Raw genomic sequence first — 26,180 nt, forward strand, 5'->3', positions numbered from 1 at the left:
ATGCGCTGGCACTTCCGCCCTCCACCTGGCTAGGGGCGGGCCCGCGGTCGGTCCCAGTTAAGTCTGGTATGTTGTTATAATCTATGGGGTCGCGACGACGCGCCGCGTTGCACCGCTGTGGCATAGCAGTTGCTAAGTCTCTTTCCACAATGAAAAAACCACACAACATCACATCACTCATTATCCTACTTTCTGTTGCCTTCTCGCTAACGGCCGGCTCGGCTGCCGCGGTCAATAGGCCTGGCAAAACGACAGCTGACCAAGTCACGGGTGTGCGCGGCAAGGGGTCGGCTGCGCCGGGCCCGCGGGGTATTAGCTCCAAACGCGCGCGCTTACTCGGCGTGAAAAAAACCACGGTAAAGCCGCAAGAGGTCACCGCGACCAAGTCCAAGACCTCACGCAGCTTCTCAGCTAGCCGCACGGTCGGCAAGGCGGCAACATTTGTGATCGGCGGTGCCATCGGCTCGACCGTATTGCTCTCGACGTTAGGCTCATTTATTTTGCCTATCCTGTCGACGCTCCCCGCCTCGTGGCAAGAAGGTGGCGTCTACACGGTGGTCGCTTCACTATTCGTCGTCAGCGGCAAGATCGCCATCTCGACGCTATTTAGTTCGCCCGAAGAAAACGCTAAGGGCACGCCTTAGTCGATTGAAACGTCTGGGCACGCGGCGAGCAACGCGTCGCACGCGGGGAGATCGTCGGGTGATAGCAAGTCGTCGCCGCTACCGCCCGACGTGCAGGTGAGATCCGCGAATTGGGCAAATTGAGAGGCGTAGGCATCGAGGCAATCGAGATACGCCGCGGCCGTCGCGCTACAGGTTGCCTCCGCGTCGTTCGCATCAAACGGCTCGCAGGCGACGGGCACTAAAGGCTCATCCATGCAGGCCTCAAAGTCGGTAGCGCTGCACTCGCTGCTGTCAAAATCTGTCGCCTCTAGCACGCAGGCCAGGCGACGCAGGCCCTCGGTCGTGGCGCTCGCGCTATTATCTCGAAACTCCTCACACAGCGTCAACTGCTCGGCTTCCGTGAGCGTATTAAGCGGCTTGGAGGTATCTACCGAATAGCCGCCGCCGTCGTTGCTACCACAGGCCGTGAGGCTGCTCGTCGCGATAAGCGAGGCGAGGATTGAGGGCAGCAAGTTTCGCAGCGCGATGATTTTGGTCATTGTTTGATGCCAAGTGTGACACGAGCGCACGAGGGCTCGAAGCGGCGAGGCTGGCAAAATGCGGGGGCCGTGCGCCGCGTCACGAGACGCGAGGCTAAGCGATCGCGCGGGCGTCGTCGGCGTAGGTCTTGCGCAGCGCCTCGATCACCGTGGCCGAGCGCTTGAGCTTATCGACGATGAGCGTTTCATCGATCGGATAGTTGGTGCGAAATTCGAGCATCTTTTCGTAGAGCGATTCGCGCGCCTCATCGTTGTCGAGGTATTGCGCGACCTTCTTGGCGCGCATTGCGGCGGGCAGGCCAACCACACGGGCTTCGACCGCGTCGTAAAGCGTTTTTTCGAGATGCGATTTGCAGGTGGCCAAGCCGGCGGGGAGGCTTTCGAATAATTCGGGAAAGCGCTCCGTAAACGTCTGCGCATCTTCGTTGCCGCGATCGGCGATGCGGCGGAGCGCAAGGTGCAACATGACCGCGTCGTCGGCGAAAAAGGCCACCGGCTCGCGCCGAGCCTTGATCGGATCGGCCTTGCCGAAGATATGCAGCATGGCGGCGGCGGCCAGCTCGCGATCTTCGCGGGCGAGGTTTTCGTCGTCCATCGCGTCGAATGCAATTTTCATATCGTGCGGCAGCGACACCAACCACGCACGCATGAGCTCAACAAAATCTGTCTCTACATTCACCACAACATATCTCTCAATCGCGACGACACTAACGAGGATGGGCTCTCCTGACCCCTGAAACCTAGCTGCCTAGCTCCGCGCCCCTAGCGACCCCGCGCGTCTATTTAGAGGCGACACGCGTGGTACAATGTAGGCACGCCGAGGTCCAGCGGCTGGGTTCGTTTACGTCTCTAACCAGTATCAGCCTAGGACCCGAAAAACAAGGCCTCGGAGGGGCCCAGTCTGGGTAAAATGGGTATCCTAGAAGCTGGTCGTGGCACTTCCTAAGCGTTCTCCGGTGCTTGGATACAATCACAACGTCCGCTATCGCGGCCTTGTGTTTCACGTGCAGACCGAAGATTCCGGGACCGCGGCGCCGCACATTTTCACGCACCTCTTCCACGGGGGCGTCATCGTGCATACGCGCAAGCACGTCTACGACCCAGGTGCGCCCGAGGATGCCGTCAAGGCGCTGATGCAGACGCAACATAAGACGGTGCTGCGCGAGCTTAAGGCGAACGTCTTTGACGACAAGATCGACGATTACCTCGGCGCGACGCCTGGCCTCTTGCCGCGCGGTGCGCCCGAAGAGGGCGGCAGCGGTGGCGCCGCGGGCGATTCGTCATCGTCGGTGCCTACCGTAGGTTCCGCGGCAGACTCTGGCTCGCTCGAAGCCGTGGCCCATCGCGTCGGCGCGGTGGCGGTGCCCGCGGCGGCCGCTGGGGATGTCACGGTGCCGGTGGCTGCGCCGCGAACGCAAGTTGGTCCCCCGGCGCCGGTTGCGGTGGCTCGGGCTGGCACAGGCGAAAATTTGGCGGCGGCCGTGGCGACCGCTAAACACGCCCATGCGGCGCGCACGGTATCGGAGGATCAAGCCCGCAATGTGACGGCCGCTTTGCGCGCCTCGGCGCAGGCGGCGGCGGGCGCGGCCGCGGCGCCGCGACCGCGGCGCGTCACGGATGCGCGAACCGCGACGGCGGGCGGGGTGACGACGAGCAAGCAGGGCGTGATCGTCAATGCGCCGGCGCACGTGATCGGGGGCAACCGGCCGCCGACTTCGCCAGGAGCAAGCGCGACCTCACCACGCGTTGCCTCGGCGCCTATCGCGGTGGGGGCGGCCGCGGGTGCGCCGCCGCCGGTTGAAGACCGTGGAAAAACCGTGGTTGATTTGCCGCTCGATCGAGAATTCGCCAAGGACATCATCTCCGAAAAAAGTCTCGACGAGGTGATCTTGGCCTACCTCACCGACGAACGCTAGGCGAGGTTGCGCACGCGCGCAGCGCAGTCGATCATGGCGACGGGGTCGCGGTCGGTGGTTCGATAGCGACGGGCACCAAGCGGCCGTGCACTTCGCCTGCTACCTGCGGCACGAAGGTGTATGTCGCGGGCTGGTAGCCGGCGAGCTTAAATGCAAATTCTACCGGCGCGCCAGTGACATAGATGGTGTGGCTGATCGGCGTCGCCCCGATTTGTTTGCCGTTGACAAAGGCGATTGCGCCTACCGGTGTCGAGTTGAGGCGTAGTTGCATCGGGGTGCCGGTCGGCGTTGCCGCTGGGGCGTCAATTGTGGGCGCCGTGGTCGTGGGTGCGTCATCAGCTTTAGGCGTTGGCGGCGGGGTGCCGTCGCCCGTACAGGCGCCAAACCAAAACGCGAGCGCGATGCAAACAACATGTGGCGCGGCTAGGTTCACCCTTTATCGGTAGCACTGCTCGGACGCGTCGTCTATCGCTAGATGAAGGCGTCGCGGGATCGGTGCGCGGCACGTGGGCTGCGTGGCCAACGGCGTGGCCCATTAAGCCGCGGCGCAGAAGCGAGTGGCCGATCGCTCGTCCTAGGTTGCTGATTCCATGACAGGCGCGCATGGCGCGGCAATTGCTTAGCAAGCGCTAATGCTGGCGACCACCCATACCGCAGCGCTGTGCGGCGTCGAGGCGACGATCGTCGATGTTGAAGTCGATTTGTCAGTGGGCCTGCCTGGCTACCATGTCGTTGGCTTGCCGGCGCAGGGCGTTCGCGAAGGCGGGACGCGCGTGCGCACCGCACTCGAACAAGTGGGCATTTCGATGCCTGCGCGCAAAATCACCGTGAACTTGGCGCCGGCCGACTTCAAAAAGGAAGGCGCGGCCTTTGACCTTCCCATCGCGCTGGTCATTGCTGGGATGGAGACGCAGGCAGACCTTGGTGCGCTGACCGGCGTGGTCGCCATTGGTGAGCTCGGTCTTGATGGCAGCGTGCGCGGCGTAAGAGGCGCGTTGGCTGCCGCCATCGCCGCGAAGCAGGCTGGCTATACTGGAATTATTTTGCCAACGTGCAATGCCTCAGAGGCCCAGCTCATCGATGGCCTGACCGTGATCGCCGTGGCATCGCTGCGCGAGGCCATCGAGTTTTTGCATGGCGTGGTGCCGCCCCTGGCGCCCTTGACGCGAACAAGCTCCCCGGTCGAGGCGCTGGACATGGCCGATGTGCGCGGCCAGCGCGGGGCCAAGGCGGCGGCCGAAATCGCCGTCGCGGGCGGGCATAATTTATTTTTGCTCGGGCCACCTGGCATTGGAAAGACCATGCTGGCGAGACGCATTCCTACCGTGCAGCCAGATATGACGCCTAGCGAGATTATTGAGACAACCAAGATTCACTCGGCCGCGGGCCTAACCTCAGGGGCCCTCGTAAGCGAGCGTCCGTTTCGCGCGCCCCACCACACCGCCAGTGGCGCGGCGATCATTGGCGGCGGCAAGGTACCGCGACCCGGCGAGATCTCGCTGGCCCACAACGGCGTGCTTTTTTTAGATGAGTTGACCGAATTTCCTCGCCACATAATCGATAGCCTGCGGCAGCCCCTGGAGGAGCGGCGGGTGACCATTCACCGTGCCGCGGGGTCGGCCCACATGGCGGCGAGCTTTCTGTTGGTTGCCGCCGCCAACCCTTGTCCGTGTGGCTGGCTCGGCTCGGCGATGCGCGAATGCGTGTGCTCGGCGCAGCAGCTCCAGCGCTACCGCGCCAGGTTATCTGGGCCCATCCTCGATCGCCTCGATCTACACGTCTATGTTCGTGCGCTCACGATCGAGGAATTGCGCAGCAGCCCGGAGACGGCGTCGTCGGCCACCATGCGCGCGCGCATCGTGGCGGCGCGCGAGCGTCAGCGTTGGCGCTACAGAAATACCGCGCTAACCACAAACGCCGAGCTGAGCTCGCGCCAGCTTCGCCACTACTGTCCGCTCGCGGCCGATGGGGAGGCGTTGCTGGCACGCATCTATAAACAACGCGGTGGCATGACCGCGCGTGGACTCGATCGGCTAGTGAAGGTGGCGCGCACCGTCGCCGACCTCGCGGGCGAAGCCCAAATTAGCCGCGAGCACCTGCTCGACGCCGCGGCGTTTCGCTCGATGCAACACCTTCATGGCGCGCAGGAGACTACACCCGCGCACATCTCGGCAACCTCCGCGGCGGTCTAGCTCGGTGATGAGACGGTCGTGCTGGCATTTTTAAGACGATCAGGCGATCATTTAATGACTGTGGTCGACGAGTTCCAGATCCCGCCTTCAACCGGTTCGCGCACCGGCTTGGTGTTGTCCGGCGGTGGATCACGCGGTGCCTATGAGGTGGGGGTGTTGCAGTACCTGCGCAACGACTTTCCAAAAGTGTTTGGCAAGCATGCGCCGATCGACGTCATGACCGGCACCAGCGTCGGTGCCATTAACTGCGCGTTCCTCGCCGCCTGCGCCGAAGACCTCGACACCCAAGCCGATCGCCTGGCCATGCTGTGGCGCAGCCTGCGGATCGAGGAGTTGTTGGCGCCGCGCGAACTTGAATTTGGGTCGCTCGCCCGCATGCTGCTGGGCCGGCCCCCTAAGCCCCCTCCGCCGGGCGCGTATCGTTATGGTGGCCTGGTCGATACGACGGGCCTTGAGCGCGTGGTCGTCAAGCACATTCCGTGGCGCAACATCGATCGCAACCTTCGTCGAGGTCACTTGGGTGCCATGACGGTTTCCGCGACGCAGGTGGCGACGGGGCATACGATTGTATTTGTCGCGGCGCGTGATGGCGTGCCCAAGACGTGGAGCCGCGATCCTTTCGTGCGCCACAAGGCGGCGCGGATTGGGCCGCGCCACGTGCTCGCCTCGGCGGCGTTGCCGCTGCTTTTTCCATCCGTGAAGATTGGCGACGATTTTTACACCGACGGTGGCCTGCGGCAAAACACACCCATGTCGCCGGCGATTCGCCTCGGCGCTACGCGGCTCTTGCTGGTGTCGCTACGCCATGTCAATCCAATCGAGCAACCCGTGATCAAGGCGAATTTTCCTAGCCCGCTATTCTTGCTCGGCAAGACGCTCAACGCGCTCATGCTCGACCACACCGAATACGATGTCGATCGCCTGCAACGCATCAACGCCATTATCGATGCCGGCGAGCGCGCGTTTGGTCCCTCGTTTTCGTCAATGATGAACGATGAGATGCAAAAGCAACGCGGCGCGCGCTTTAAGAAAATCGAAATCGTTCACATCCGGCCGTCGTTTGATATCGGCCAACTGGCGTCAGACTTTGTTGCCAGCGGCAAGGTGCGCCTGCAAAGTCGCCTCGCCCGCAAGCTGCTGTCGCGGCTGGCCGAAAGCGAATCGCCGCGCGAAAACGATTTGCTTTCCTACCTCATGTTTGACGGCGACTATGCGGCGGAGCTCATCGCGCTGGGCCGGCGCGACGCGGCCAAGCACGAGGAGGCGCTGCTGCGCTTATTCTCGCGCATCGATGAACCCGAGGGTGCGCCCGCGGGAATAACAGGCTAGCCTGGTTGTTGGCTCGGACGTGGATGGCGCGTATAAACAGGCGTGGGCGACATGACGACGGCTGACGCAGAGCGACGACGACCCATCGGCGTGTTCGATTCTGGCGTGGGCGGGCTGACCGTGGTGCGCGCCTTGCGGACGGCCCTGCCTGGCGAAGATATCGTCTATCTCGGCGACACCGCGAGGCTGCCCTATGGCAGCAAGAGTCCGCGCACCATCCAGATGTATTCGCTGGCTTGTCTAAATTTTTTGCTTGAACACAAGGTCAAACAAGTGGTCGTTGCGTGCAACACCGCTACCGCCAATGCCATCGACGTCTTGACCGCCGCGTCGCCGGTGCCCGTCGTGGGCGCGGTGGCGCCTGGTGCGCAAACGGCCTGCGAGACGACGCGCAACGGCCAGCTCGGCGTGCTCGGCACGCTCGGCACGGTGGCGTCCGGCGCCTATGTCCGCGCCATTGCCAGCCATCGCCCTGGGGCGCAGGTCAGCCAGCTGGCGTGTCCGCTATTTGTCCCGCTGGCCGAAGAGGGCTGGGTCGCCGATGAAGTCGCCGAGCTGGTGGCGACGCGCTACCTGCGCGAGCTGATGGTTGCGCAGCCGGACCTCGATACGATCGTGCTCGGGTGCACGCACTATCCCTTGTTGCAACCGACCATAGCGCGGGTGGCGGCGCGGCTCGCCGGGCGCGAAATTGCCGTGGTGGACTCGGCGTCGGCGATGGCGCGCGTGGTCGCGGCGCATATCTATGGCGCCCCCGCCGCCACCGACAACCGACGCGCGCATCGCGGCGCGCTGCGCTGCTACGCCACCGACGATTCGCGCTTGGCTGAGCTGGCGCCTCGCTTTCTCGGCGAGCCGGTCGGCAAATTTGAGATCGTAGATCTTAAGACCGCATGAGCCCAGACGTTAGGCCCGAGGCGCGCGAGCCAGCTCAAGCGCCAGTTGCGCCGCAAGCTGCGCGTTAGCCACCGCGAGCGCGCGATTGGCGGCGACGAAGCGGCCGCCGAGTGACGCCGCTAGTTGGCGCAGCAAAAAAGGTGTGACGGCCTTGCCCACGATGCCAGCTTGCGCCGCCGCCGCGAGCGCCGTTTCGATCAGCTCGTCGGCCTCCGCGCGCGGCACTTCGGCATGAGCGGGCACAGGTTGCACGATTAGCACGCCGCCGCCGCCGTGGCGCCAACGCCAACGGCACATGGCCGCGAGCTCGCCGACCTCATACACAGTGTGGTCCAAGGCCAGCCCGCTGCGCGCGCTGTAGAACGCGGGAAACTCGTCACAGCCGTAGCCGACCACCAGCACGCCAAGCGTCTCGAACATCTCCAGCGTGCGTGGCAGATCTAAAATTGATTTCGCGCCGGCCGAGACCACCGCCAACTTGTGCCTTGCCAGCGCGTGCAGATCTTGCGAGACGTCGCCGCTAGCGCCGCGGTGCACGCCGCCAATGCCGCCCGTCGCAAACACCTCGATGCCAGCGGCCTCCGCCAAGGCGCAGGTAGCGCTGACGGTGGTTGCCGCGGACTCGCCTCGCACGCACACCACGGCGAGATCTGACGCGGCCACCTTGCGGTACGCCGCGCCATGTTGCGCCAGGTGTTCGAGTTGCCCAGCGGTCAAGCCGATCGTTGGCGTGCCCTTGATGATCGCGATCGTATGTGGACTCGCGCCCGCGTCGCGAACGACCTGCTCGAGCTCCTTGCCCAAGGCGGCGTTGTCGGGATACGGAAAGCCGTGCGCGATGATCGTCGATTCGAGCGCGACTCGCGCCGCGCCGGCGGAAGCGCTAACGGCCGTCAAGGGCGATGCCTTTGGCGCTGCAGGCCACCGCCGCGGTCTTGCGCGCGGTGGCGCCAAGTTCTTTGGCCATGCGACGGGCGCCAATTTTTTGCTCGGCCTTGCAGTATGACACGACCGCGAACATGGCCGCTGCCGCCAGCGAGGTATCCGCGGCGAAGGCGCGTTCGGCCAACGCCGCCGCCTCGCCGTGTCGCCCACGCTCGCCCGCGTCTTGCGCGGCCCGCCACAGCTGCGTGGCGTCGGGCATTGCCTCGGCGTGGGGGAGAGTTGCCGCGTCAGGGGCGGGTTCTTTGGCGGCCTTGAGGCCCGCTTCTGCGCCACGCCTAACTTTCTCGATCGCTGGCTCGGCCGCCTCTTTAATGCCAGCCTGCATCTCCTTGGCCTCGGGCGTCGACCAAATTGCCGAAAGGTGACCCCACAACGTACGGCTGCCAAGCGGCACCGAGGTAACCGCCCAAGCCACCACCGCCAACACTGCAAGGGAGAGCAAGGCGCGAATCATGTCGTCGCGGCAGCCTAGCGCCCTAGTTCGCGCGTTTCAAGATGAGAAACTCGACGCGGCGATTCTTCTCGTAAGCGGTCTGATTGTTGCGCTCGTCGATGAGCTGCGATTCGCCGTAGCCTTGCGCCTGCAGGCGCACGGGCTCAACGCCCTTGCTGATGAGATATGCCTCGACCGAGTGGGCGCGATCATCTGAGAGCTTGAGGTTGTAGTCTTCGCCGCCCTGTTGATCGGTGTGGCCTTGGATCTCGATGAGCTCGATGTCGGGGTTGGAGAGCAGCGTGCCCGCCACCGCGTCGAGGATGGGGTACGACACCGGCTTGATGGTCGCCTTGTCGAGATCAAAGTAGACCTTGTCGAGGATCTCGATCTTGGAGTCGGTGACCACGACGCGCCCGCCCGGCTCAGGACAGCCGTCTTCGTCTTCGATGGTGTCGTAGTCTTCGGGCTCATTCGGGCAGCGGTCGTCATTGTCGAGGATGCGGTCCTTATCGTTGTCTGGATCAGGACAGCCGTCCTCGTCCTCGAACTTGTCAAAGTCTTCGGGATCGTTTGGACATAGGTCGTCGCGGTCCAGGATGCCGTCCTTGTCGTTATCTGGATCGGGACAGCCATCGGCGTCTTCGAAGCCGTCTTTGTCTTCCGGATCATCGGGGCATTGGTCGTCAACATCCATGATGCCGTCGCCATCGCGGTCACCGGGCTCGCCCTCAGGGCAGCCATCGGTGTCCTCATTGCCGTCGAAATCTTCCGGATCATTAGGACAAGCGTCGTCGATATCGAGAATGCCATCCTTGTCGTTGTCCGGATCGGGGCAGCCATCGGCGTCCTCGAAGCCGTCAAAGTCTTCTTTTTCGAGCGGGCATTGGTCGACGTCGTCTTTAATGCCATCGCCGTCTCGATCGCCGAGGTTTGGCTCGAACACGATGCCGACAAACAAGCGCCAGTCTGGGCTCGCGCCGTCGGAGGGTCGCAGGCCGCGGCCGCCACCGAACGAGAAAAACGAATTGCGCGCGAGATAGAGCTTGAGCGCCAGCAAGGCCTCGAGCGGCTTGTAGTTCTCGGCATCCATGCCATACGAGCCGATCACTTCCGCCACCAGCGAGACCTTGCGCAAAGAGAGGTCATATGACAGCCCGAGGCCATACGGCACCTCGCTGCCGACCGCCACGGTCTGGTTGGTGCCGGTGGCGCCGCCGACGCCAACATCGGTGAAGCTGGCTACCTTGCCGCGGTAGCGAAAGCCGCCGGTGAGCGCGGCGCGAAACCTGCCTTCGCTGCCAAACTCCTTGTCGAGAATGAGCGTCGCCTCGGGCATGAGCTGGTTGTCGCCGCCAAAGATGTTGTCGCTCGCGGTGTCGAGATAGGCGCTGAGAATAAGGCCGACGCCAACGTGCGGCGGCTTGCTAGTCTTGATAAAGCGCGTCTTGAGGTGGACGCCAACGTTGCCGAGGCCTTGTTCGGCGAATTCAAAGGCCTGATCGTCGTTGGGCGTATTTGGATCGCCCTCGTCATCCGGACCTCGATCGCCATTGACCAAGAGTAGCGGCACCGAGAGCCCAAGCTCGAGCTCGACCGGACCGAACTTGAGACCGTAGGCGCCGCCGAACGTCCCCGAAAACGTATCGGTCACGTCATACGTCGCATTGCCATTCTTGAGCGCGAGCAGCGCGTGGCCCCAGTCGATGGCCTGCAGGCCAAAGGAGAACTCGCCTTTGCCCAAGACCGACGACGCGTTAACCGTGATGTAGCCGCGCGAGTCGATCGCTGGCCGGAAGAAGTTGATGTAGAGATTGCCTTCGCTTTGCGCCACCGCTTGCGCCGGCGAGCCCGCCAGCGCGATCACCGCGGCTGCCGCCATGGCCAAGCCTCGCCACGCCCGCCCGAGTCTCTCACGCCCAAAAAACGATGGTCCCATGGAGCGGTAGCTTATGGGACTCGGCCGGATTTGTACAATTTCGCGCCTATTTTTGGCCGCAGCCTTGGGCCGCCGGGAGACCGGCCGCGTTAGTCAAGGGTGACGCCATGCGACAGGCACACCTGGCGAACGGCGCTGCGGCTAGCCGCGGGCAGCTTGCCCGCAAAGCGCTTGGCCTCGTCGGCTTTGCCCATCTTGCAATTCGACAAGACCAAGATCTGCAAGGCATCGACATTGCCACCCTCGAATTTTAACGCCGTGGCGGCATAGCGCGCGGCCTTGGCGTGAAAGCCATTGAACGCGGCATCGCGCGCAATGGCGATCGCTTCGGCGGCGTTGCTCGGGTCACCCGTGGTTGGCGCAGTCACCACGGGCGTGGTGCTGGCATCGAGCGTTGGCTTGGGCTTCTTTTCGGGCTTGGGCTCGGACGTCACCGGCGCGGCCGCGGCGGTGACGCACTTGGCGGCGAGCGTGCGCAGCGACGTCGCCGTGCTGGTGGAATTAGCGGCGGCCTGCGTGGCTAACGCTTCGATGGCGGCGCAATCCTTCGCGGCCGATAGTGGCTTGGCCGCGGCTAGTTGCGCCGCGGTGTACGCGCGCTCAAGCGTTTTTTTGTCGCGCGCCGCGGCTGCAACGAAGGCCGGATCATCTGCGCTCGCGCGCCACAGCTCAAAGGCTGCCTCGTGTTGCCCAGCTTTTACGGCCACCGCAAAGGCTGCCTCGGGGCGCGGTGCAATGGGCGCTTGCGCGGCGTCCGGTGCCATCACCACCATGGTGGCGTCGATCGCGGCGGCATCAACCAGGGCCGCATCGGCGATTGCCGCATCGACAAGGGCCGCATCGATCACTGGGACAGCCGCGTCGAGCGCTTGCGTGGCGGCATCGGGCGCCTTGGGCGTCAGACTCGCGGTCGACGATGACTGACTAACTAGCTGCCAGCCAATGATACCGGCTGCGGCGATGACGCCGAGCACGATCCAAAGCGTCTTGCCGCCGCGTGGTGGCTCGCTGGCGTCGGCCAACGTATGTTCGGGGCTAAACGAGAATTCCTCGCCGGCAGCGACAAAGCGCAGCTTCAAATCGCCGAGTTCGATGAGGTCGCCTCGACCAAGCGGACTGCGCAGCTGCGGCGAGCCATTGACGCGCACGCCGTTGGCGGACTCGAGGTCTTCGATATGGTAGGCGCCCGTATCAAGCTCGCGCACGATGCGCGCATGGCTGCGGCTCAGCGACTTATGATCGAGGCTAATCTCGCTATCGCTGTCGCGGCCAATGATCGCCTGCGCATGATTGAGCACAAACTCTTCGCCGGCATACGACGTCGACAACACGACCAAGCGCGCGAAGCCCGCCTGGCTTGCGAGGCTGCCGCTGGCACTCGCACGCACCGGTACCGTTGGATCGGCGTCGAGCTCGTTGCGGACAAATTGTGACGAATCGGCCGCGAGCGCCTCCGGTGGCGGCACCACCGCCACATCCGGGGCGGTGATCGTGCGCGACATGACCCCGATGGCGGTCGGCTCGGTGTTGCCTCCCCCAACGGCGGCCATTTGTGAGGTAGGTGCGCCCGCGGGGCCGAGCTGCGCCGAGGCCTCCGCCTTGAGCTCAATGAGGTAGTCGCCAATCTGCACGCGATCGGCCATGGAAAGCGCTTGCTTGACGTCGATGCGCACGCCATTGACGCGCACGCCGTTGTAGCTGCCGAGATCTTCGACTTCGACCTGATCGCCTGCGCGCACGATGCGGGCGTGACGCCGCGACACATTGCGTTCGGTGAGCCGGATCGTGTTGCCCTCCTTGCGCCCAATGGTGATTTCGTCGCGGACCAACGGCACGACCGTGGTCTTGCCCTCGTCATCTGAGATCACTAGTTTGAACATGTGCGAAGACGTCCCAACGGCGTGGGCCTGGATTTCAATATACCCAACGATTCCGGCTTGCCGCTACTTGCCTGACATCATTTGCTAGGAAACTCGGCGAAGTACGGCCGTGGATTGACCGGCATCCCCAGGCGCGCGCCGAGACGAAGTTCGAGATAGATCGACCCCACAGCGCGACCAATGGGCGCGCCGCGCGCGATGTATTCTCCTGTGCGCACATGTGCCGAGGTAAGGCCGCCGACGACGGTCATCATGGCGCCGTGATCTAGCACCACGACGAGGCCGAGGCCCTGCAGGGGTCCCGCATAGGCTACCGTACCATCGCCAGGCGCGCTGATGTCTGCGCCCGCGACGGCCTTTGGCGTGCGCGCGTCGTCGCCGACGGCGAGCCGCATGCCTCGTTGCGCCAGGGTAAGTCGGCGCGCGGCATCGTGGCGGGTACCAAACTCAACCAACACGGCGCCGTTAGTCGGCCATCGCAATTTGGTCAGCGGCGTCGCCAACGCCGCCTGCAGCTCGGTCAGGCGCTGCGCCGCGGCCCGATCCGCGATCGCCATGCGCGTTGCCTCGGCGCGTTGCATCGAAATGTCGCGTTGATATCGGCCGAGCACGAAGGCGGCAAAGCCTCGCCGCCGCGCGGCCCCCACCGACGGCTTCGCGGTGACGCCACGCCCGGCCGCAGGCGCCAAGACGGCCAAGGTCGCGGCTTGCGCAAAGGTCTCACGTTGGCGGAGCACCACGGCGAGGCGATCGCGAATAATTTTGGAGGCGTCATCGATGATTTCTTGTTGGCGCGCGAGGCGCGCGAGCGGCGCCAAGGGCGCATCGACGCCAGCCGCCGCGTTGGCAGCGGGCATGGCGTCGTTTTGCGCAAGCAGCGCGGTTACGACGGTTGCCGTTAATAACAGGCGCACGGCGCCGACGCGAGCTAGCCATCGTCCGCGCCTCAGACCCATGCTAACTCCACGCTCCCGCGCGTTGTGCGCGCACGGCGGCGTTGGAGGTCTCGTCGGCGCGACGCCACGCCGTGCCCGATAGCGCCAGGCTGCGCACCGCCGTCGCCGCGACCACCATACCAAGTACGGTAGCGCCCATGAGCACGCCGACCATTTCGCCGGCGGTTAGAAAACGTAGCGACACGAGATCGCCGAGCGCGGGGTAGGTATGCAGCAGGTTCGCGAAGAGCGCGCGCGTCAACCAATAACCGATAATCAGCGCAAACCCGGCACCAACCAGGCCCTGCAGCCCCCCAATTAAGATGGCCGGCGCACGCCACATGCGCTGGGGACCGCCAAGCAGCTCGATGACGGAGGCCTCGCGGCGCAAATCGACGGTGCCAAAGCGCAGCGAAATGATCGCCACTCCAAGCGCCAGCAGGGCGAGCAACCAACCTATCGAGGCGCTTGCCTGCGCCGCCGCCGCGAGCGCTGGCGTCAACGCGTGATCGTCGCGGCCGACAAACGTCAACTCGGCAACCTCGGGCAGCGCGCGTAATTCGGCAGGCAGCGGGCTGGCCGGAATTACATCCGCGATGCCAGGTGCAAACCGCAATTCGATCGACGCCGGAAGGCTTGCGCTGTCGAGCTCGCTGAGCACAGCCTCGTGGCCGCGAAACGCGTCGAGCAAGCGCGCGCGCGTGGCGTCGCGGCTAACGAACTCGCTGCCGACCACGCCGCCGCGTTGGGCCAGCTTATCTGCCAAGCGTTGCCCCACGTCATCTTCGACGTAGGGCGAAAGGTAGATCACCATTTGGCTGCTCGCCTCAAGCTGCGTCAGCGCTTGGCCCAGTGGCCGGCGACATACCAGCGCGACCACGAGCAACAGCATCGCGCAGGCGACGCCAATGATGGCGCGTACATTTTGCGAGCCCTGGTCCCGCCACATGCGCGCCGCCGCGCGCGTCGCGTGCTGGAGGGTGCGCTTGACGCGATGGCTAGCCCGCATAGCCCGTCGCACTCCCCATAGCAAATGCCCCCTGCTCCTCGCGGGGCGAGGTGGCAACCGACTCGAACAAAAATTCTACGTCACGCGCGGCCGCGTGCGCTGCCACCGGCAGGCCGTCGTGAAGCACGTACGGTGCCCACTGCTCGGCGCGCGCGCGATGGAGCAAGCGGAGATCGCTCGTGACGACGAGCGCGGTCGCGCCCAGGTGCCGCATCACCGCGAGCTGATCCGCAAAGAAGGTTACGCCGGCGTCATCTTGATGCATGGTGGGATGATCAGCTAAGACCAATTCGGGGCGACGGATGCAGGCCCGCGCAAAAGCGACGCGTTGCTGCATTGCCAGCGACAGCGAGCCGACCGTGCGACCCGCGACTTTCGCGAGGTCAAAGGCTTGCAAGAGCTCGTCGGCGCGTGCGCTGAGCTCGTCGGCGGTGACGCCGTCTATTTCGAGCGGCAGGGCAACATTGTCAAAAACGCTGCGGCGATCTAGTAGCTGCAGGCGTTGCGGCACCACGCCAATGCGTTGGCGCATGGCGCGGATCGCCGCGGGGCGAAGCCTCGCCACATGATGACCCCACAACGCGACGCCTTCGATGGCCCTCGAGGTAAGTCCCAAGACCTGCGCGATTAATTGCTCGCTGCCGGCGCCGGCCTCGGCGTGCAAGATCGCAACGTCGCCGCGCGCCAACGCGAGCGTTCCGATTTGTAACAAGGGCGGTGGCAATTCGGGGTGCGGCGCGATGCCTACGAGGGAGGTAGACGGCTCGTCGAGATCACCCCCGTCGTCGTTGATGGCGACGACGAATTCGTCGGGGCATAGCTCGTGCTCGCCGAGCGCGACGTCGTCATCAGCACCGGCCACAAAACTGGCCACGGCCGGGGGCGTATCGGCGATGCCTTGCACGTCCGGCAGATCAATGGCCGAGCCACGCGCGAATCGGAGCAAACGACGACCAAATCCGCTCATACTAACGTCGTACGCGAACCTGCCAGGGCGACCAAGTTTTTGACCGCACGCGAGGTCGACGGGTGCACCGCGTGCGCAGTTATATAGGCGCGTTGGCCGCCCGCACGCCGGCCTTATGGCTTTTGATAGGCGACGTCGAGCTTATAGGAGGCGGCGGTGTAACCAAAGACCGCAACATGGACCTCGCTAATGCCCGCGGGTACCGTGAGCTCGCAGAGCTCGGTCGCGCCTTCGAGATAAGGTCGGCAATGGTACTGGCTCGCCGTCGGCGCCGCGCCGAAGCGAACATACAAGTCTGGGTCGCCGCTGCCTGTCATCGCGACCGAAAATGTTGTTCCGGCAGCGGCCTTGAATGCGGCGAAGCGCGCAAACGCATTCTTGCTCACGTTGCCCGCAAAATGCACCGTCGTGGGTTCGCCGCTTGGCGTGCCGCCGGGTGCCGCGCCAGCCGCACCGTACAACGCTACCGCGCCTTGGCGATCCTTGGTCGTAAAGGCCAAGGCGGTCGACGTGCCGTTGCATTGTGGATAGTGCATGACCGAGGCGGCGTCGTACTCGGTTAAGGCCCGCCAGTTGTCATCTTCGAAGCAGACGCCCGCCTGTGGCCGCGTATGCTCGTGACGAAATCCAAGGGCGTGGCCAAGCTCATGCGCCAAGACATTTTTGAGCGGCCAGCCGCCGGTCGCAAATGCGCTGGCATCGACCAACACCTCGCGCGCCTTGCGTGGGTCATTGGGAAAAAAGGCCCGCGCCAAATATTGCTGTCCGGACACCGGCCTAATGTTGAAAACCACCGAATTGTTGTTTTTCGTGCAGTTGGCGTCATGGGCCGCCAGATAGACGAAATCGATATCGGCGAAGGCTTCCCATCCCTGTGTTGTCGCGGCGGTTAGGGCGGCCAACATTTGCGGTTTGTTGGCGCCAAAGCTATTGCTGACACAGTAGGTCAGGTTTTGCTTGGCGGCCGTGTTCCACGCGTTATCGCCGTTGCCAGCCTGATCGACGATGAGACCGCCATCACCCGCGCGGAGCATCTGCCAAAATTCATAGAGTTCTTTATCATCGACGATGGGCGTATCTCCATTCACAATGTAAAGGCCGCCGTCCCATGGCTCGCGATACGTTTGCGCCGCAAACTCGGCGAAGTTGTCCGGGACCTCCGTATCAACGCCCAGCGTCGCAGATGATTCAAGCGCGCAACCTGCGCCGCTTGCCCACGCGATGGCCATGGCCATGCTGGCGCACGCTATTGTTCTTGATCTCGCCTGTGTCATGTCACCCTCCGACCACCTTCCACTTCACACATGGTGCCAAGTTGTAGGGTGTTGTCATCGCGACACATCAAGGGCTTCCGCGCGAGCGGCTAGCTGTGACGTCGCGTTCACACGCGGTGCGTAACTCGTTGGCTGGCCACGCGGCGCCGTTACCGCGATGAGTGCGCGCATGTAGGCAGAACGTGCGGTTGCGCGCTTCTCTGTTAGAATGAAGGCCGGTCTGTTAGACGACATCTCGCACACGAGATGTTCCTTGTTGTCACCGCGTCGCGATGTCACATGAAAGTTGGGGCAATTTGACTCTGCGCTATTGTTCAAGCAGATCTAGCGCGGTCGTAATTTGATAGCTTACTTGGCCCACCGACTCGCGCAAGAAACGCTTCTTGAGCGCGTCAATGCCGCCGACCTCGCCGAGCGCGCCGAGCGCCCACGCGGCTCGGGCGCGAACATCGCGCGATGGTTCCCATTCGAGCCACGTGGTGATGCGCGCGACGTCTCCCGCATCACCACACGTCGCCAACACCTCGAGCGCGCCGCGCACCATCCACACGTCTATCGGCAAAAGCTCGGCTTGCGCGGCGTAGCCATCGAGCAGGCCTCTCATGGCGTTGCGCAGCGCTGGGCCCGGATATGCGGTCAGGCTGGCAAGCGCGCGCAAGCGAACCCCAGGCGCGCGGTTGGGATCGGTCGCGATCTGCTGTAGCGACGTTGCCGCCGCCTCGGCGCTACCGGTAATTTCTTCAACCAGGCGCTTGCTAGGCAACTCGCTCGCGGCGCTCAACGCAAAATCTAACGTCGGTACGAGCGCCAACGGTGCGGAAGGCGACGGGTTCATGCCGGCGGCGAGGCCGCCGCAAAATAAGGCGATGACCAAGGCGGACGTAGCGCCTCGCCAGCCAAGCCGTCTAGCTCCCGCGTGCGTCGCGCTCATGGCACCACCATATGTTCGCGCAAATAGTAGCGCTGGCTCGTCGACAGGCTGGTCCCGCCATACTCGGCGGGGTGCATGAGGTTGTCACTGCTCTGCGGCGTGTCCGCGAAATTATCGGCTTGCCCTGCGAGATTAAGGCTCGGCCACATGCCCGCGTGGATCGCCAGGGTGCGCGCGGTGGCGCGCGCCAGGTCGCGCCAGCTAAGGTAGCACCGCGCCGCCAACGACAGCGCAACGGGCGCCGCGGTGAAGGTTGAGGCACTCGTGGTAGGAATGGCCGCCGTCGCCACCGCGAGGCCTGCCGGCGTCACGCTGCGCACCAGATAGATATTAATCGCGCCGGGGGCGGTGGCGGCCTCGTGGAGCGCGGCCAAGTCCGTAGCCGCAATTTCGTCTAGATCGCCCCGATCGGTCAGATCGTAAAACGTCACGCGGCCAACCGCGATGCCCGCGGGTTGTAAGATCGCGCGCAGCGCCGGCAGATACTGCGCCATGATCTCATCGCCGCTGTTGATCGTCGCGGCGCTAAACGGCGACACACACGGGTGATCTGTCGTATCGAGCACATGCAGCGCTAAATCGACGCTCACCAACGGCAGCATGCGCACCACCACCTTGGCCACCGCGGGCACGGCGAGTCGCTGTCGCGCGGGCGTAAAGACGCCCAAATCCGCGCGATACGCGCCGGCCTCGATCGCCTGGCCGCTGGGACGTGGCCACGTAAATAGCGACATTGCCTCGGTAGGCGCATAGCGCGCGCCTGCCAGATACGCGGCATCGGTTTGCGGCCACTCGTAATCGGCCGTGCCACTTGGCGAGGTGAGCGCGGCCATCCCAACTAAAGGCTTGCCAGACCCGACAAAGGTCGCCACCGTAAACGAGGTCGCGCCGCGCGGCATGGGCAGCCATGTCGCCGCCGCCGGTGAATTATGCACGGGCACCTCAAACACGAGCGTTGGCTCATCGGCGAGGCAATGCGCCACGAGGGGGGGCGGCGGTTCGCCTGGGCTGGCGATGGCAAACCGATCGACGAGATACGGCGACTCCTGGCATCGCTCGCCTTGGCGGCAATCTATTTCGGCGGCGCACAGCGAGACGCAGCGATCAAACATGCATGTCCCGTGGCGACACGCCGCATGGCTTGTGCAGGCCGCTCCATCAGGCAGCGCCGCGGTTTCGACGACGCAGCTGGCCGCCCCAGACCCCGCATCTGTGACGTGACATGAAAGCGCCTGGCCACAAGCCATCTCGCTAGCGCATGGCTGCCCTAGCTCGCCAACCGCCCCGACGCACGCGCCCTCGTCGCACGTGTAGCCATCGCCACATTCTGGTCCTCGTTGGCAGGTGGGCACGCAGCGGCCGGCAAAACATTGGGCGCCGAGTTCGCAATCGCGGGCGACGTCGCATGGCTCACCAAGGCCCGCCTTCCCGCCACAAGCAGCGCTTGCGGCGCATGCCACAAACAGCGCGATCGCGGCGGAGGTATTTGCCATGGCCACGGCGGACTATATCCGTTGTGCACGGCGCTTGGGCTATTTTCTTGGCAGCTTGGTTGGCTGGCAATCCGCACGTGATAGGTTCGGCAAATGAAGCGTACCCCTTGTTTTGCGTTCTTGGCGGCGCTCGCCCTGCCCTCAGTGGTCGCGGCCGATCCGGCGGATGATGCTGCTGCCAGCACCGATGCCTCGCCCACGGCTACCGCGGCCGACGCCGGCACGCTCGCCCGCCAAGACGACGAGCCCCCGCCACCACCGCCGGCGGGGCCCAAGAAACAGCTTAGCATCGGCGTCAAGGTCCGCTACTTGTCGCTGCCGCGCGGCATGATCGAATGGTTTGTTGAGCGCGTGCCAAGCTCGAGCAACAACGTCGGCTTTGGCGCCGAGCTCGCATGGCGGCGCGAGAATTCCGAGTTTGCCGTCAGCCTCAACTACGACACGTTGTCTGCTCCCAACGGCCTGTATCTCGAGCAAGGCCAGCCCATCATGGGGCGCGACGTCGACGACGTCACCAACGACGGCTTGAGCTGGATTACCGCCGACCTGACGTGGATTGGCTATAAGCCCTTCAACGACACCATGGCGTTTCGTTATGGCGGCGGCCTTGGCATCGGCGTCATGATCGGCGGCGTCAATCGCACCGACCAGCTGTGCACGTCCAACACGTACGAGTCGTGTGCCGACGATCCAGCCGCCGAGAACGTTGACGACCCCTACAATATCCCGCCGGTGCTGCCGTCGCTCAATGGCTTTGTCGGCTTGCAGGTGCGACCACAAAAAAATATCGCCATCAATATTGATGGCGGCATCCGCGCGCTCTTGCCAACCATTTCGGTTGGCGTGCAGCTCGCGCTCTAGCGCGTATCTCAAAACCCCTCCCATCACGAGCGAGGCCAGCTTGGTAGCCTGCTAGTGCCTTGGCACTAGGTGCAAATCTGCGCGATGCGCTGGGCACATTCGGCGTCCGCGACAGGGGGCTGCGCGGCATCACACATGCTCTGCACCCAGGCTGGACAGTCGACTGGCGTGCAGGCGTTGACCACGGTGCTTGCGTCGCAACCACCGGCGGGCGGCACGGGCGTCACGCTGCCAGGATTTGGGTTGAGGCCACCTGAGCTGCAAAGGCCCTGGTGAGCGGCATCGCAATCGCCTTGGCTCAGCGGAATCGCGGCGCAAAGTTTGTCGACAAATTGGTCGCAGGTGACGGCGCCGGGATTGCTGCACAGCGCGGTGGCGACGTCGTTGCACAGCACGTCGGCGCCGCCGAGGCTGATACAAGCATTGTAGGTGTCGTCATAGCAGACGCCGGGCGTGGTGAAGGTGGTGCAAACGTTGACCGCGGCCGCGTCGCAAATATCTTGTGGCAGGCCAAACGAGGCGCATGCCGCGGCGAACTTCGCTTCGCAGGTGGCAGCATCGGTCGAGATCACGTCGGGACAAATGGCGACGAGGCCTGCGAGACATGCCGCGGGGTCGGCGGCGCCAGCGCACAGCGTGGCCGCCGTGGTTTCACAGACGACAATCGAGCCAAGGGGTTGCACGTCGCGGGCTTGGTCTGGCGCGTCGTCGTTGGCGCAACCGGCAAATATGCCGGCCGAGGCAACGGTCATTAGACAGGCGGCAAACAGCGTATTTGATTGGCGTTGGGTCATGTTCATTTCCTCTTGCCAGTAGCTAGTGCATAGCCTGTGCCACGCAGGTTTGCGCGGTGCCCGCGCGGTTACGCCGCAGTCGACATGGACGGCGTTCTACTAGCTACCTGCAATGACTCCGCTTTGTATTTTTCCGTATAAGCTGTAACCAAGGCACCGACACGCGCATCCCGGGGGGCGCCACACCAGTTATGGGGGCTTTTCCCTCAGGGCAGGTGTAGGTGCACTACCTAGCCACACCCCGAAACTCGCGACGGCTAGTGCTCTGTCTCAACGAAGATGAGACAGAGCACTAGGTGATCTGCGCGTTGAAATCGCGCACGAACGATACTTGTTGCGACCGCAAGTCGCACAAAAAACTTTTGCCCAGGCCCATCCCCATGTCAAACGAGAGCAAATACCACACGTCGACGGTCCAACCTTCGCAACCGGTTTCGCACGGTGGCGCCCACGCCACGGCTTCGGCCTTGCCAAGATACGCCGGGCGTGGTCCTGCCTCCTTGACGATTTCTTGGTATTCCGCGGACGCCTCGGTGATCGCCAACGCGGCGGCCGCTTCGCGCGCGTTGACATCGCGGCGCCAAGGCGCCGTAAAGCGGCATTCGATGAGCCCGCCGGTCGGCGTCAGATCGATCTCATACGACTCATCGACCGGCATCTCGGCGAAATCAGCGACGTCGAATTCGGGATACAGATTGCGCGCGGCAATTCCGTCGCAGCGACCGACGTAGTCGTTCTCGGCGCGCGCTTGCGCGGCCTTGGTATAGTAGGCATTGAGCCGCAACGTGACGACGCGCGACGGCAGCCGATGGTCCCAATCGAGGATGGCGATGAGCCCGGCATAGGGTTGTCGCAGCTTCGGAAATGGCGGCAAGGCCTCGATCAGCCGGCGCGCCGACTCGGCGTCGCCAAACAGGCCTTGCTGCACCACGCGTGGATGCCGACGCAAGTCGCCTGCGATCAGCGGGTGCAAGTCATCAAACACGCAACGCTATTTATACCACGGGCGCCTGCACGTGATCGCGCAGCCGCGCCACCATCGTAGAAATCTCGGCGTGGCGCAATTTCATCGCCGCGCGATTGACCACCAACATGCTGGCCACGGGTCCTACCTTGTCGACAATGGTAAGATGATTCTGCCGCAGCGTCTCGCCGCTCTGAGTGATGTCGACGATCTGGTCGCAAAGGCCCGTCCACGGCCCGAGTTCGATGGAACCTGAAAGCTCGATGATGTCGGCGGCGAGCCCCCGGCTATCGTAGTATTTGGCCGCGGTGCGGGGATACTTGGTCCCGACGCGGATGAGCTGCATCGACGTTGGCCGCGTCTGCTCGTCCGCGCGCGCCGCCACCACCATGTCGCAGCGGCCGATGCCGAGGCAAAGTGGCGCATACATGTCGACGCCGGCCTCCTCGAGGACGTCGCTGCCGGCGACGCCGAGGTCGGCCGCACCCCGGCTTACATAAGTAATGACATCCGACGACCGAACGACTAGCACCCGCAGTGGGCCGCAAACAAATTGCAACTCGCGCGACTCGCCCAGCGCGGGCGAGACGTCATAGCCGGCCTTTGCCAGCAACGCCGCGGCTTCTTGCAAGATGCGCCCTTTGGGCAGCGCCAGCGTTAATAGGTCGCCAGGGCCCGCGCGGCGCGGCGAGGATTTGCCCGCGGCCGCCATCAGGCCTTCATCCGTTTGATCTTGGCGCCCACGGCGCGCAGCTTCTTTTCGATGGCTTCGTAGCCGCGATCTAAGTGATAGACGCGCAGCACCTCGGTCTTGCCTTGCGCGACCAGGCCGGCAAGGACGAGGCTGGCCGACGCGCGCAGGTCGGTTGCCATCACCGCGGCGCCCGAAAGCTTCTTGCCGCCGGAGATCACCGCGACGCGGCCATCGACCGTAATGTCCGCGCCCATGCGCACCAGCTCAGGCACGTGCATGAAGCGATTCTCAAAGATCATTTCCTTGATCACGCTCTTGCCCTTGGCCATGTTCGCCAGGACCATGAACTGCGCCTGCATGTCGGTGGGAAAACCGGGATGCGGCTGCGTGATGAGGTCAAATGGCGCGAGGTCACCGGTGCCCTTGACGCGAAGGCCGCCCTCATCCGGCACGACGGTGACGCCGGCGGCGCGCAGCTTGGCTATCACCGCTTCGAGATGCTCGGCGCGCGCGCCCTGCAAGTAAACGTCGCCGCGCGTGATGGCGGCGGCAATCGCGAAGGTGCCGGCTTCAATGCGATCGGCGACGATGCTGTGGTCGACGCCATGCAGCTCGTCGACGCCGTCGATGGTGATGGTCGCCGTGCCGGCGCCGGTCACGCGCGCGCCCATGGCGTTGAGCATCAGCGCCAGGTCTTCGATCTCGGGTTCGCGTGCGGCGTTCTCGAGGATGGTTCGCCCCTTGGCCAGGGTCGCCGCCATCATCAAGTTTTCGCAGCCGGTTACCGTCGGCATGTCGAGCACGATGCGGGCGCCGCGCAAGCGCTTGGCCTCGACGTCGACATAGCCGTGGGCGAGCGTGACCTTAGCGCCCATGGCCTCGAGCCCTTTGAGATGTTGATCGATGGGCCGCGCGCCGATCGCGCAGCCGCCTGGCAACGAGACGCGGGCCTTGCCATAACGCGCGACCAGCGGGCCGAGCACCAAGATGCTGGCGCGCATGGTTTTCACCAGCTCGTAAGGGGCTTCGATTGCGCGCTTGCGGCTCGCGGTCGGCGAGAGCACCAAGTTGCGCGTGCCCTCGATATCGCGGCCGAGGATGCGCAGCAGCTTGCACATGGTGAGCACGTCTTGCAGCTGCGGCACATTGCGAAGCGTGCACGGCTCCTCGACCAGCAAGGTGGCGGTTAGCAGCGGCAGCGCGGCATTTTTTGCGCCGCTGATCTTAATGTCTCCCTGCAAGCGCGCGCCGCCTTCGACGACAATTTTATCCATGGTTTCCTTATGAACAGCCGGCCGTCCGGCGCATTCCAGCGAGGTTGGCATTATACATGCTTTGCCGAGGTGGCGGCCTCTGAGCGGCACCTGGCCGCTTAAAAATCTGGGCCCTGGGCGTTCGCGGCGCGGGCGAAAAGCGCGCCGGTGCGTCGCTTCGCGAGGGCATCGCTTGCCCTCGGGTTTTGGCGTGCGCGACAGTGGCGGCGACATGGCCGACCACGAACGCATGCGCGCCCCCTTGGAACCCGCAAACCGCCCGCAGGCATTCCGCGGCACGGGGCGCGTGTTTGGATCGCTTCGGCAAGACGTCGTGCTCGCGACGATCGTGCTGCTCGCGATCGCGCTCATGCTGGTGCCGGTGCCCACGGCGGTCGTCGACTTGCTGTTGGCGGCGAACTTAGCGCTGGGGCTGGTCATGCTGAGCAGCGTCGTGCTCTTGGCCGATCCGCTGCGCTTGGCGGCGTTTCCCAGCCTCCTCATCATCGCCACCTTGGTCCGGCTTGCGGCCAACGTCTCGACGACGCGGCTCATCTTGGGTGGCGCGGACGGGGGCGCCGTGGTGCGCGCGTTTGGCAACGTCGTCTTTGCCGACAGCGTGGTGGTGGGCTTGGTAGTTTTTGCGCTGATCACCGTGATTCAATTCGTCGTGATCGCGCGCGGCGCCGAACGCATCGCCGAGGTCACCGCGCGCTTTATGCTCGATGCGCTGCCTGGCAAGCAACAGGCCATCGATGCCGACGTGCGCGCGGGCGCGATCGATCGCCACGAGGCGAGCCGGCGGCGGGCACGCCTGGCGACAGAATCACAATTTTTCGGCTCGATGGACGGCGCGATGAAGTTCATCAAGGGCGACGCGATCGCCACGGTCATCGTCGTCATGATCAATTTGCTCGGGGGCATGATCGTCGCGCTCGGGCAGCAAGGCATGAGCCTAGGCGAGGCTGCCGCGACCTATAGCGTGCTGTCGATCGGCGAGGGCTTGGCGGCGCAAGTGCCGGCGCTCATGGCCGCCGCGGCCGCGGGCATCCTGGTCGCCCGGCGCGCGCGCGATGGCAGTGCAACGCGCGATGACGGGGCCCTGGGTTTCGATCTGTTTTCGCAGCTTGGCGCGACGCCGGCGGCGCTGGTAGTCAGCGGGCTGGTGTTGCTGTTGCTAGCCGTGCTGCCGGGCATGCCGATGGCGCCCTTTGCCATCTTGGCGATCGTTTGTCTGCTCGCGGCATACGGTCGCAAGCTCTGGCAACCCCGCCGCGCACACATCGCGGTTAGCCAGCGGCTATGGGACGGCCTCACGGTGCCAAGCGGACACGCCGAGGGCGTCCTGCCGTGGCCAGTTGACGCGCACCACGAGCCGGCTGGTGGCGAAGCGATTTATGTAGTGCTCGGCGCGCAGGTCGCCTCCAACCTAACGGCAACTACCTTGGGCCCAGAGCTTGCCGCACTTGGGCTCATGCGCGAACGCGTCAGCCAGCGGCTTGGCTTTGCGCTACCCCCGATAGTCCTGATCGCGCCGTCGGCGAACGCCGCGGTGGCGCTGCCGCCGATTTCACTCGCCAGCGACGAAATTTGTCTGGTGTGGCGCGGCGTCGCCCGCAGCTGGCAGCGCGTATCATTCGCCGATGATCCAAAGGGCGTAGCGGACGCCCTTGCGCTCGGGCTGCTCGAGGCCGCGCATACGTTGATCACCAGCGATGTCGCGCGCGCTTGGTGCGTCGCTTTTGCCGCCACACCGCATCGCGCGGCGCTGATAGGCGAGGTCGTGCCAGCCCGCGCCTCGCTTGCGGAAATCACCGAGCTGCTGCGCGAGCTGGCCCGTGAGCAAGTGGGGGTTGCGGATCTCGAAGCGATCTTGCGCGCCATTGCCACCACGCCAGCGAGCGACGGGTCGGAGATGCTGCGGCTGGCGCGGATTCGACTCACGCTGAGCGATCAAATTACGCAAAGTGTGGCTGAAGGTCAGGTCGTCGCCGCGTGGCATATTGATCCCCTCGCCGAGGATGCGATTCGCGGCGCGATCACGCAGCGCGGCGCACAAGCGCATCTCGCGCTGACTCCCGAGCTTGCAAGCGAGCTCGTCGAGGCCACCAAGCGCGCGCTTGCTGGACAAGACGCCGTGCCCTTCTCGTCGCAAACCATTTTGGTGCCAGGCGACATTCGCTATCACGTGCGCGCCCTGCTAGCCCCCGAGCTACCGCATGTCGCGGTGGTTGCGCATGGCGAATTGCGACCCGGCGCCATCGTCGTGCCGCGCGGACAGATTGCGATCTAGCGCGACGGCCGCGCTT

Annotated in this window: 24 protein-coding genes; 7 read left to right on the plus strand and 17 right to left on the minus strand. The window is 64.3% G+C overall.

The annotated features are described in order from the left end of the window. Nucleotides 1-341 precede the first annotated feature (341 nt). Nucleotides 342-644 carry a hypothetical protein gene (locus IPL79_13790; GenBank protein MBK9072056.1) on the plus strand — a complete coding sequence of 101 codons (303 nt, stop codon included), beginning with the start codon at nt 342-344 and terminating at the stop codon, nt 642-644. Here IPL79_13790 and IPL79_13795 read toward each other — a convergent pair. Further along, nucleotides 641-1,165, minus strand: a complete 525-nt coding sequence (locus IPL79_13795) for a hypothetical protein (protein MBK9072057.1) — start codon at nt 1,163-1,165, stop codon at nt 641-643. The genes IPL79_13790 and IPL79_13795 overlap by 4 nt on opposite strands. Nucleotides 1,166-1,259: 94 nt before the next feature. Continuing rightward, nucleotides 1,260-1,844, minus strand: a complete 585-nt coding sequence (locus IPL79_13800) for a hypothetical protein (GenBank protein MBK9072058.1) — start codon at nt 1,842-1,844, stop codon at nt 1,260-1,262. 253 nt (nt 1,845-2,097) lie between these two features. Here IPL79_13800 and IPL79_13805 point away from each other — a divergent pair, with 253 nt between their 5' ends. Then, nucleotides 2,098-3,081: a hypothetical protein gene (locus IPL79_13805; GenBank protein MBK9072059.1), complete on the plus strand. Its 984-nt coding sequence runs from the start codon at nt 2,098-2,100 to the stop codon at nt 3,079-3,081. Nucleotides 3,082-3,112: 31 nt separating this feature from the next. On the opposite strand, the gene IPL79_13810 is transcribed toward IPL79_13805, so the two are convergent. Then, the gene (locus IPL79_13810; protein ID MBK9072060.1) at nt 3,113-3,514 is read right to left on the minus strand and encodes a PEGA domain-containing protein; all 402 of its coding nucleotides are present in this window, start codon (nt 3,512-3,514) and stop codon (nt 3,113-3,115) included. Between the two features lie 199 nt (nt 3,515-3,713). Here IPL79_13810 and IPL79_13815 point away from each other — a divergent pair, with 199 nt between their 5' ends. Genes IPL79_13815 through IPL79_13825 form a run of 3 tightly spaced genes read left to right on the plus strand, consistent with a single transcriptional unit; the run spans nt 3,714 to nt 7,499 of the window. Further along, on the plus strand, nt 3,714-5,273 hold the full coding sequence (locus tag IPL79_13815) for a YifB family Mg chelatase-like AAA ATPase (protein MBK9072061.1): 1,560 nt from the start codon (nt 3,714-3,716) through the stop codon (nt 5,271-5,273). Nucleotides 5,274-5,327: 54 nt separating this feature from the next. Then, on the plus strand, nt 5,328-6,602 hold the full coding sequence (locus IPL79_13820; protein MBK9072062.1) for a patatin-like phospholipase family protein: 1,275 nt from the start codon (nt 5,328-5,330) through the stop codon (nt 6,600-6,602). Between the two features lie 51 nt (nt 6,603-6,653). Beyond that, nucleotides 6,654-7,499 carry a glutamate racemase gene (locus IPL79_13825; protein MBK9072063.1) on the plus strand — a complete coding sequence of 282 codons (846 nt, stop codon included), beginning with the start codon at nt 6,654-6,656 and terminating at the stop codon, nt 7,497-7,499. A gap of 9 nt (nt 7,500-7,508) precedes the next feature. On the opposite strand, the gene IPL79_13830 is transcribed toward IPL79_13825, so the two are convergent. The 10 genes from IPL79_13830 to IPL79_13875 all read right to left on the minus strand — a co-directional run bounded on the left by IPL79_13830 (nt 7,509) and on the right by IPL79_13875 (nt 19,305). After that, nucleotides 7,509-8,396, minus strand: coding sequence for a pseudouridine-5'-phosphate glycosidase (locus IPL79_13830; GenBank protein MBK9072064.1), 888 nt, complete (start codon nt 8,394-8,396; stop codon nt 7,509-7,511). Then, nucleotides 8,383-8,898, minus strand: coding sequence for a hypothetical protein (locus tag IPL79_13835; protein ID MBK9072065.1), 516 nt, complete (start codon nt 8,896-8,898; stop codon nt 8,383-8,385). The genes IPL79_13830 and IPL79_13835 overlap by 14 nt, the downstream gene beginning before the upstream one ends. A 22-nt stretch (nt 8,899-8,920) precedes the next feature. Continuing rightward, entirely contained in the window at nt 8,921-10,759 is a 1,839-nt protein-coding gene (locus IPL79_13840; protein ID MBK9072066.1) for an OmpA family protein, read from the minus strand. Between the two features lie 146 nt (nt 10,760-10,905). Beyond that, a complete protein-coding gene (locus tag IPL79_13845; GenBank protein ID MBK9072067.1) occupies nt 10,906-12,696 on the minus strand; it encodes an FHA domain-containing protein in 1,791 nt (596 codons plus the stop codon). Nucleotides 12,697-12,773: 77 nt separating this feature from the next. After that, entirely contained in the window at nt 12,774-13,610 is an 837-nt protein-coding gene (locus IPL79_13850) for a peptidoglycan DD-metalloendopeptidase family protein (protein MBK9072068.1), read from the minus strand. A gap of 43 nt (nt 13,611-13,653) precedes the next feature. Continuing rightward, entirely contained in the window at nt 13,654-14,640 is a 987-nt protein-coding gene (locus IPL79_13855) for a hypothetical protein (protein ID MBK9072069.1), read from the minus strand. After that, nucleotides 14,630-15,607: an ATP-binding cassette domain-containing protein gene (locus IPL79_13860; protein MBK9072070.1), complete on the minus strand. Its 978-nt coding sequence runs from the start codon at nt 15,605-15,607 to the stop codon at nt 14,630-14,632. Before IPL79_13860 ends, IPL79_13855 begins: the two co-directional genes overlap by 11 nt. A gap of 113 nt (nt 15,608-15,720) precedes the next feature. After that, nucleotides 15,721-16,842: a matrixin family metalloprotease gene (locus IPL79_13865; protein MBK9072071.1), complete on the minus strand. Its 1,122-nt coding sequence runs from the start codon at nt 16,840-16,842 to the stop codon at nt 15,721-15,723. A 346-nt stretch (nt 16,843-17,188) separates the two neighbouring features. Next, nucleotides 17,189-17,812: a HEAT repeat domain-containing protein gene (locus IPL79_13870; GenBank protein MBK9072072.1), complete on the minus strand. Its 624-nt coding sequence runs from the start codon at nt 17,810-17,812 to the stop codon at nt 17,189-17,191. Beyond that, nucleotides 17,809-19,305, minus strand: a complete 1,497-nt coding sequence (locus tag IPL79_13875) for a hypothetical protein (protein MBK9072073.1) — start codon at nt 19,303-19,305, stop codon at nt 17,809-17,811. Before IPL79_13875 ends, IPL79_13870 begins: the two co-directional genes overlap by 4 nt. Before the next feature lie 93 nt (nt 19,306-19,398). Between IPL79_13875 and IPL79_13880 the strand changes: the two genes are divergently transcribed. Next, entirely contained in the window at nt 19,399-20,166 is a 768-nt protein-coding gene (locus tag IPL79_13880) for a hypothetical protein (GenBank protein MBK9072074.1), read from the plus strand. 65 nt (nt 20,167-20,231) lie between these two features. On the opposite strand, the gene IPL79_13885 is transcribed toward IPL79_13880, so the two are convergent. The 4 genes from IPL79_13885 to murA form a co-directional block, all read right to left on the minus strand. Further along, entirely contained in the window at nt 20,232-20,960 is a 729-nt protein-coding gene (locus tag IPL79_13885; protein MBK9072075.1) for a hypothetical protein, read from the minus strand. A 292-nt stretch (nt 20,961-21,252) separates the two neighbouring features. After that, nucleotides 21,253-21,945 (minus strand): hypothetical protein, encoded by a 693-nt coding sequence (locus IPL79_13890; protein ID MBK9072076.1) that lies wholly within the window; start codon nt 21,943-21,945, stop codon nt 21,253-21,255. A gap of 10 nt (nt 21,946-21,955) precedes the next feature. Then, nucleotides 21,956-22,636: an ATP phosphoribosyltransferase gene (locus IPL79_13895; protein MBK9072077.1), complete on the minus strand. Its 681-nt coding sequence runs from the start codon at nt 22,634-22,636 to the stop codon at nt 21,956-21,958. Continuing rightward, complete coding sequence (murA, locus tag IPL79_13900; protein ID MBK9072078.1) at nt 22,636-23,892, minus strand: UDP-N-acetylglucosamine 1-carboxyvinyltransferase; 1,257 nt, start codon at nt 23,890-23,892, stop codon at nt 22,636-22,638. The genes IPL79_13895 and murA overlap by 1 nt, the downstream gene beginning before the upstream one ends. Before the next feature lie 190 nt (nt 23,893-24,082). On the opposite strand from murA, the gene IPL79_13905 reads away from it, so the two are divergent. Beyond that, nucleotides 24,083-26,164, plus strand: a complete 2,082-nt coding sequence (locus IPL79_13905) for an FHIPEP family type III secretion protein (GenBank protein MBK9072079.1) — start codon at nt 24,083-24,085, stop codon at nt 26,162-26,164. Nucleotides 26,165-26,180: the final 16 nt, after the last annotated feature.

This window comes from Myxococcales bacterium (assembly GCA_016716835.1).
In the GTDB taxonomy this organism is placed as follows: domain Bacteria; phylum Myxococcota_A; class Polyangia; order Haliangiales; family Haliangiaceae; genus JADJUW01.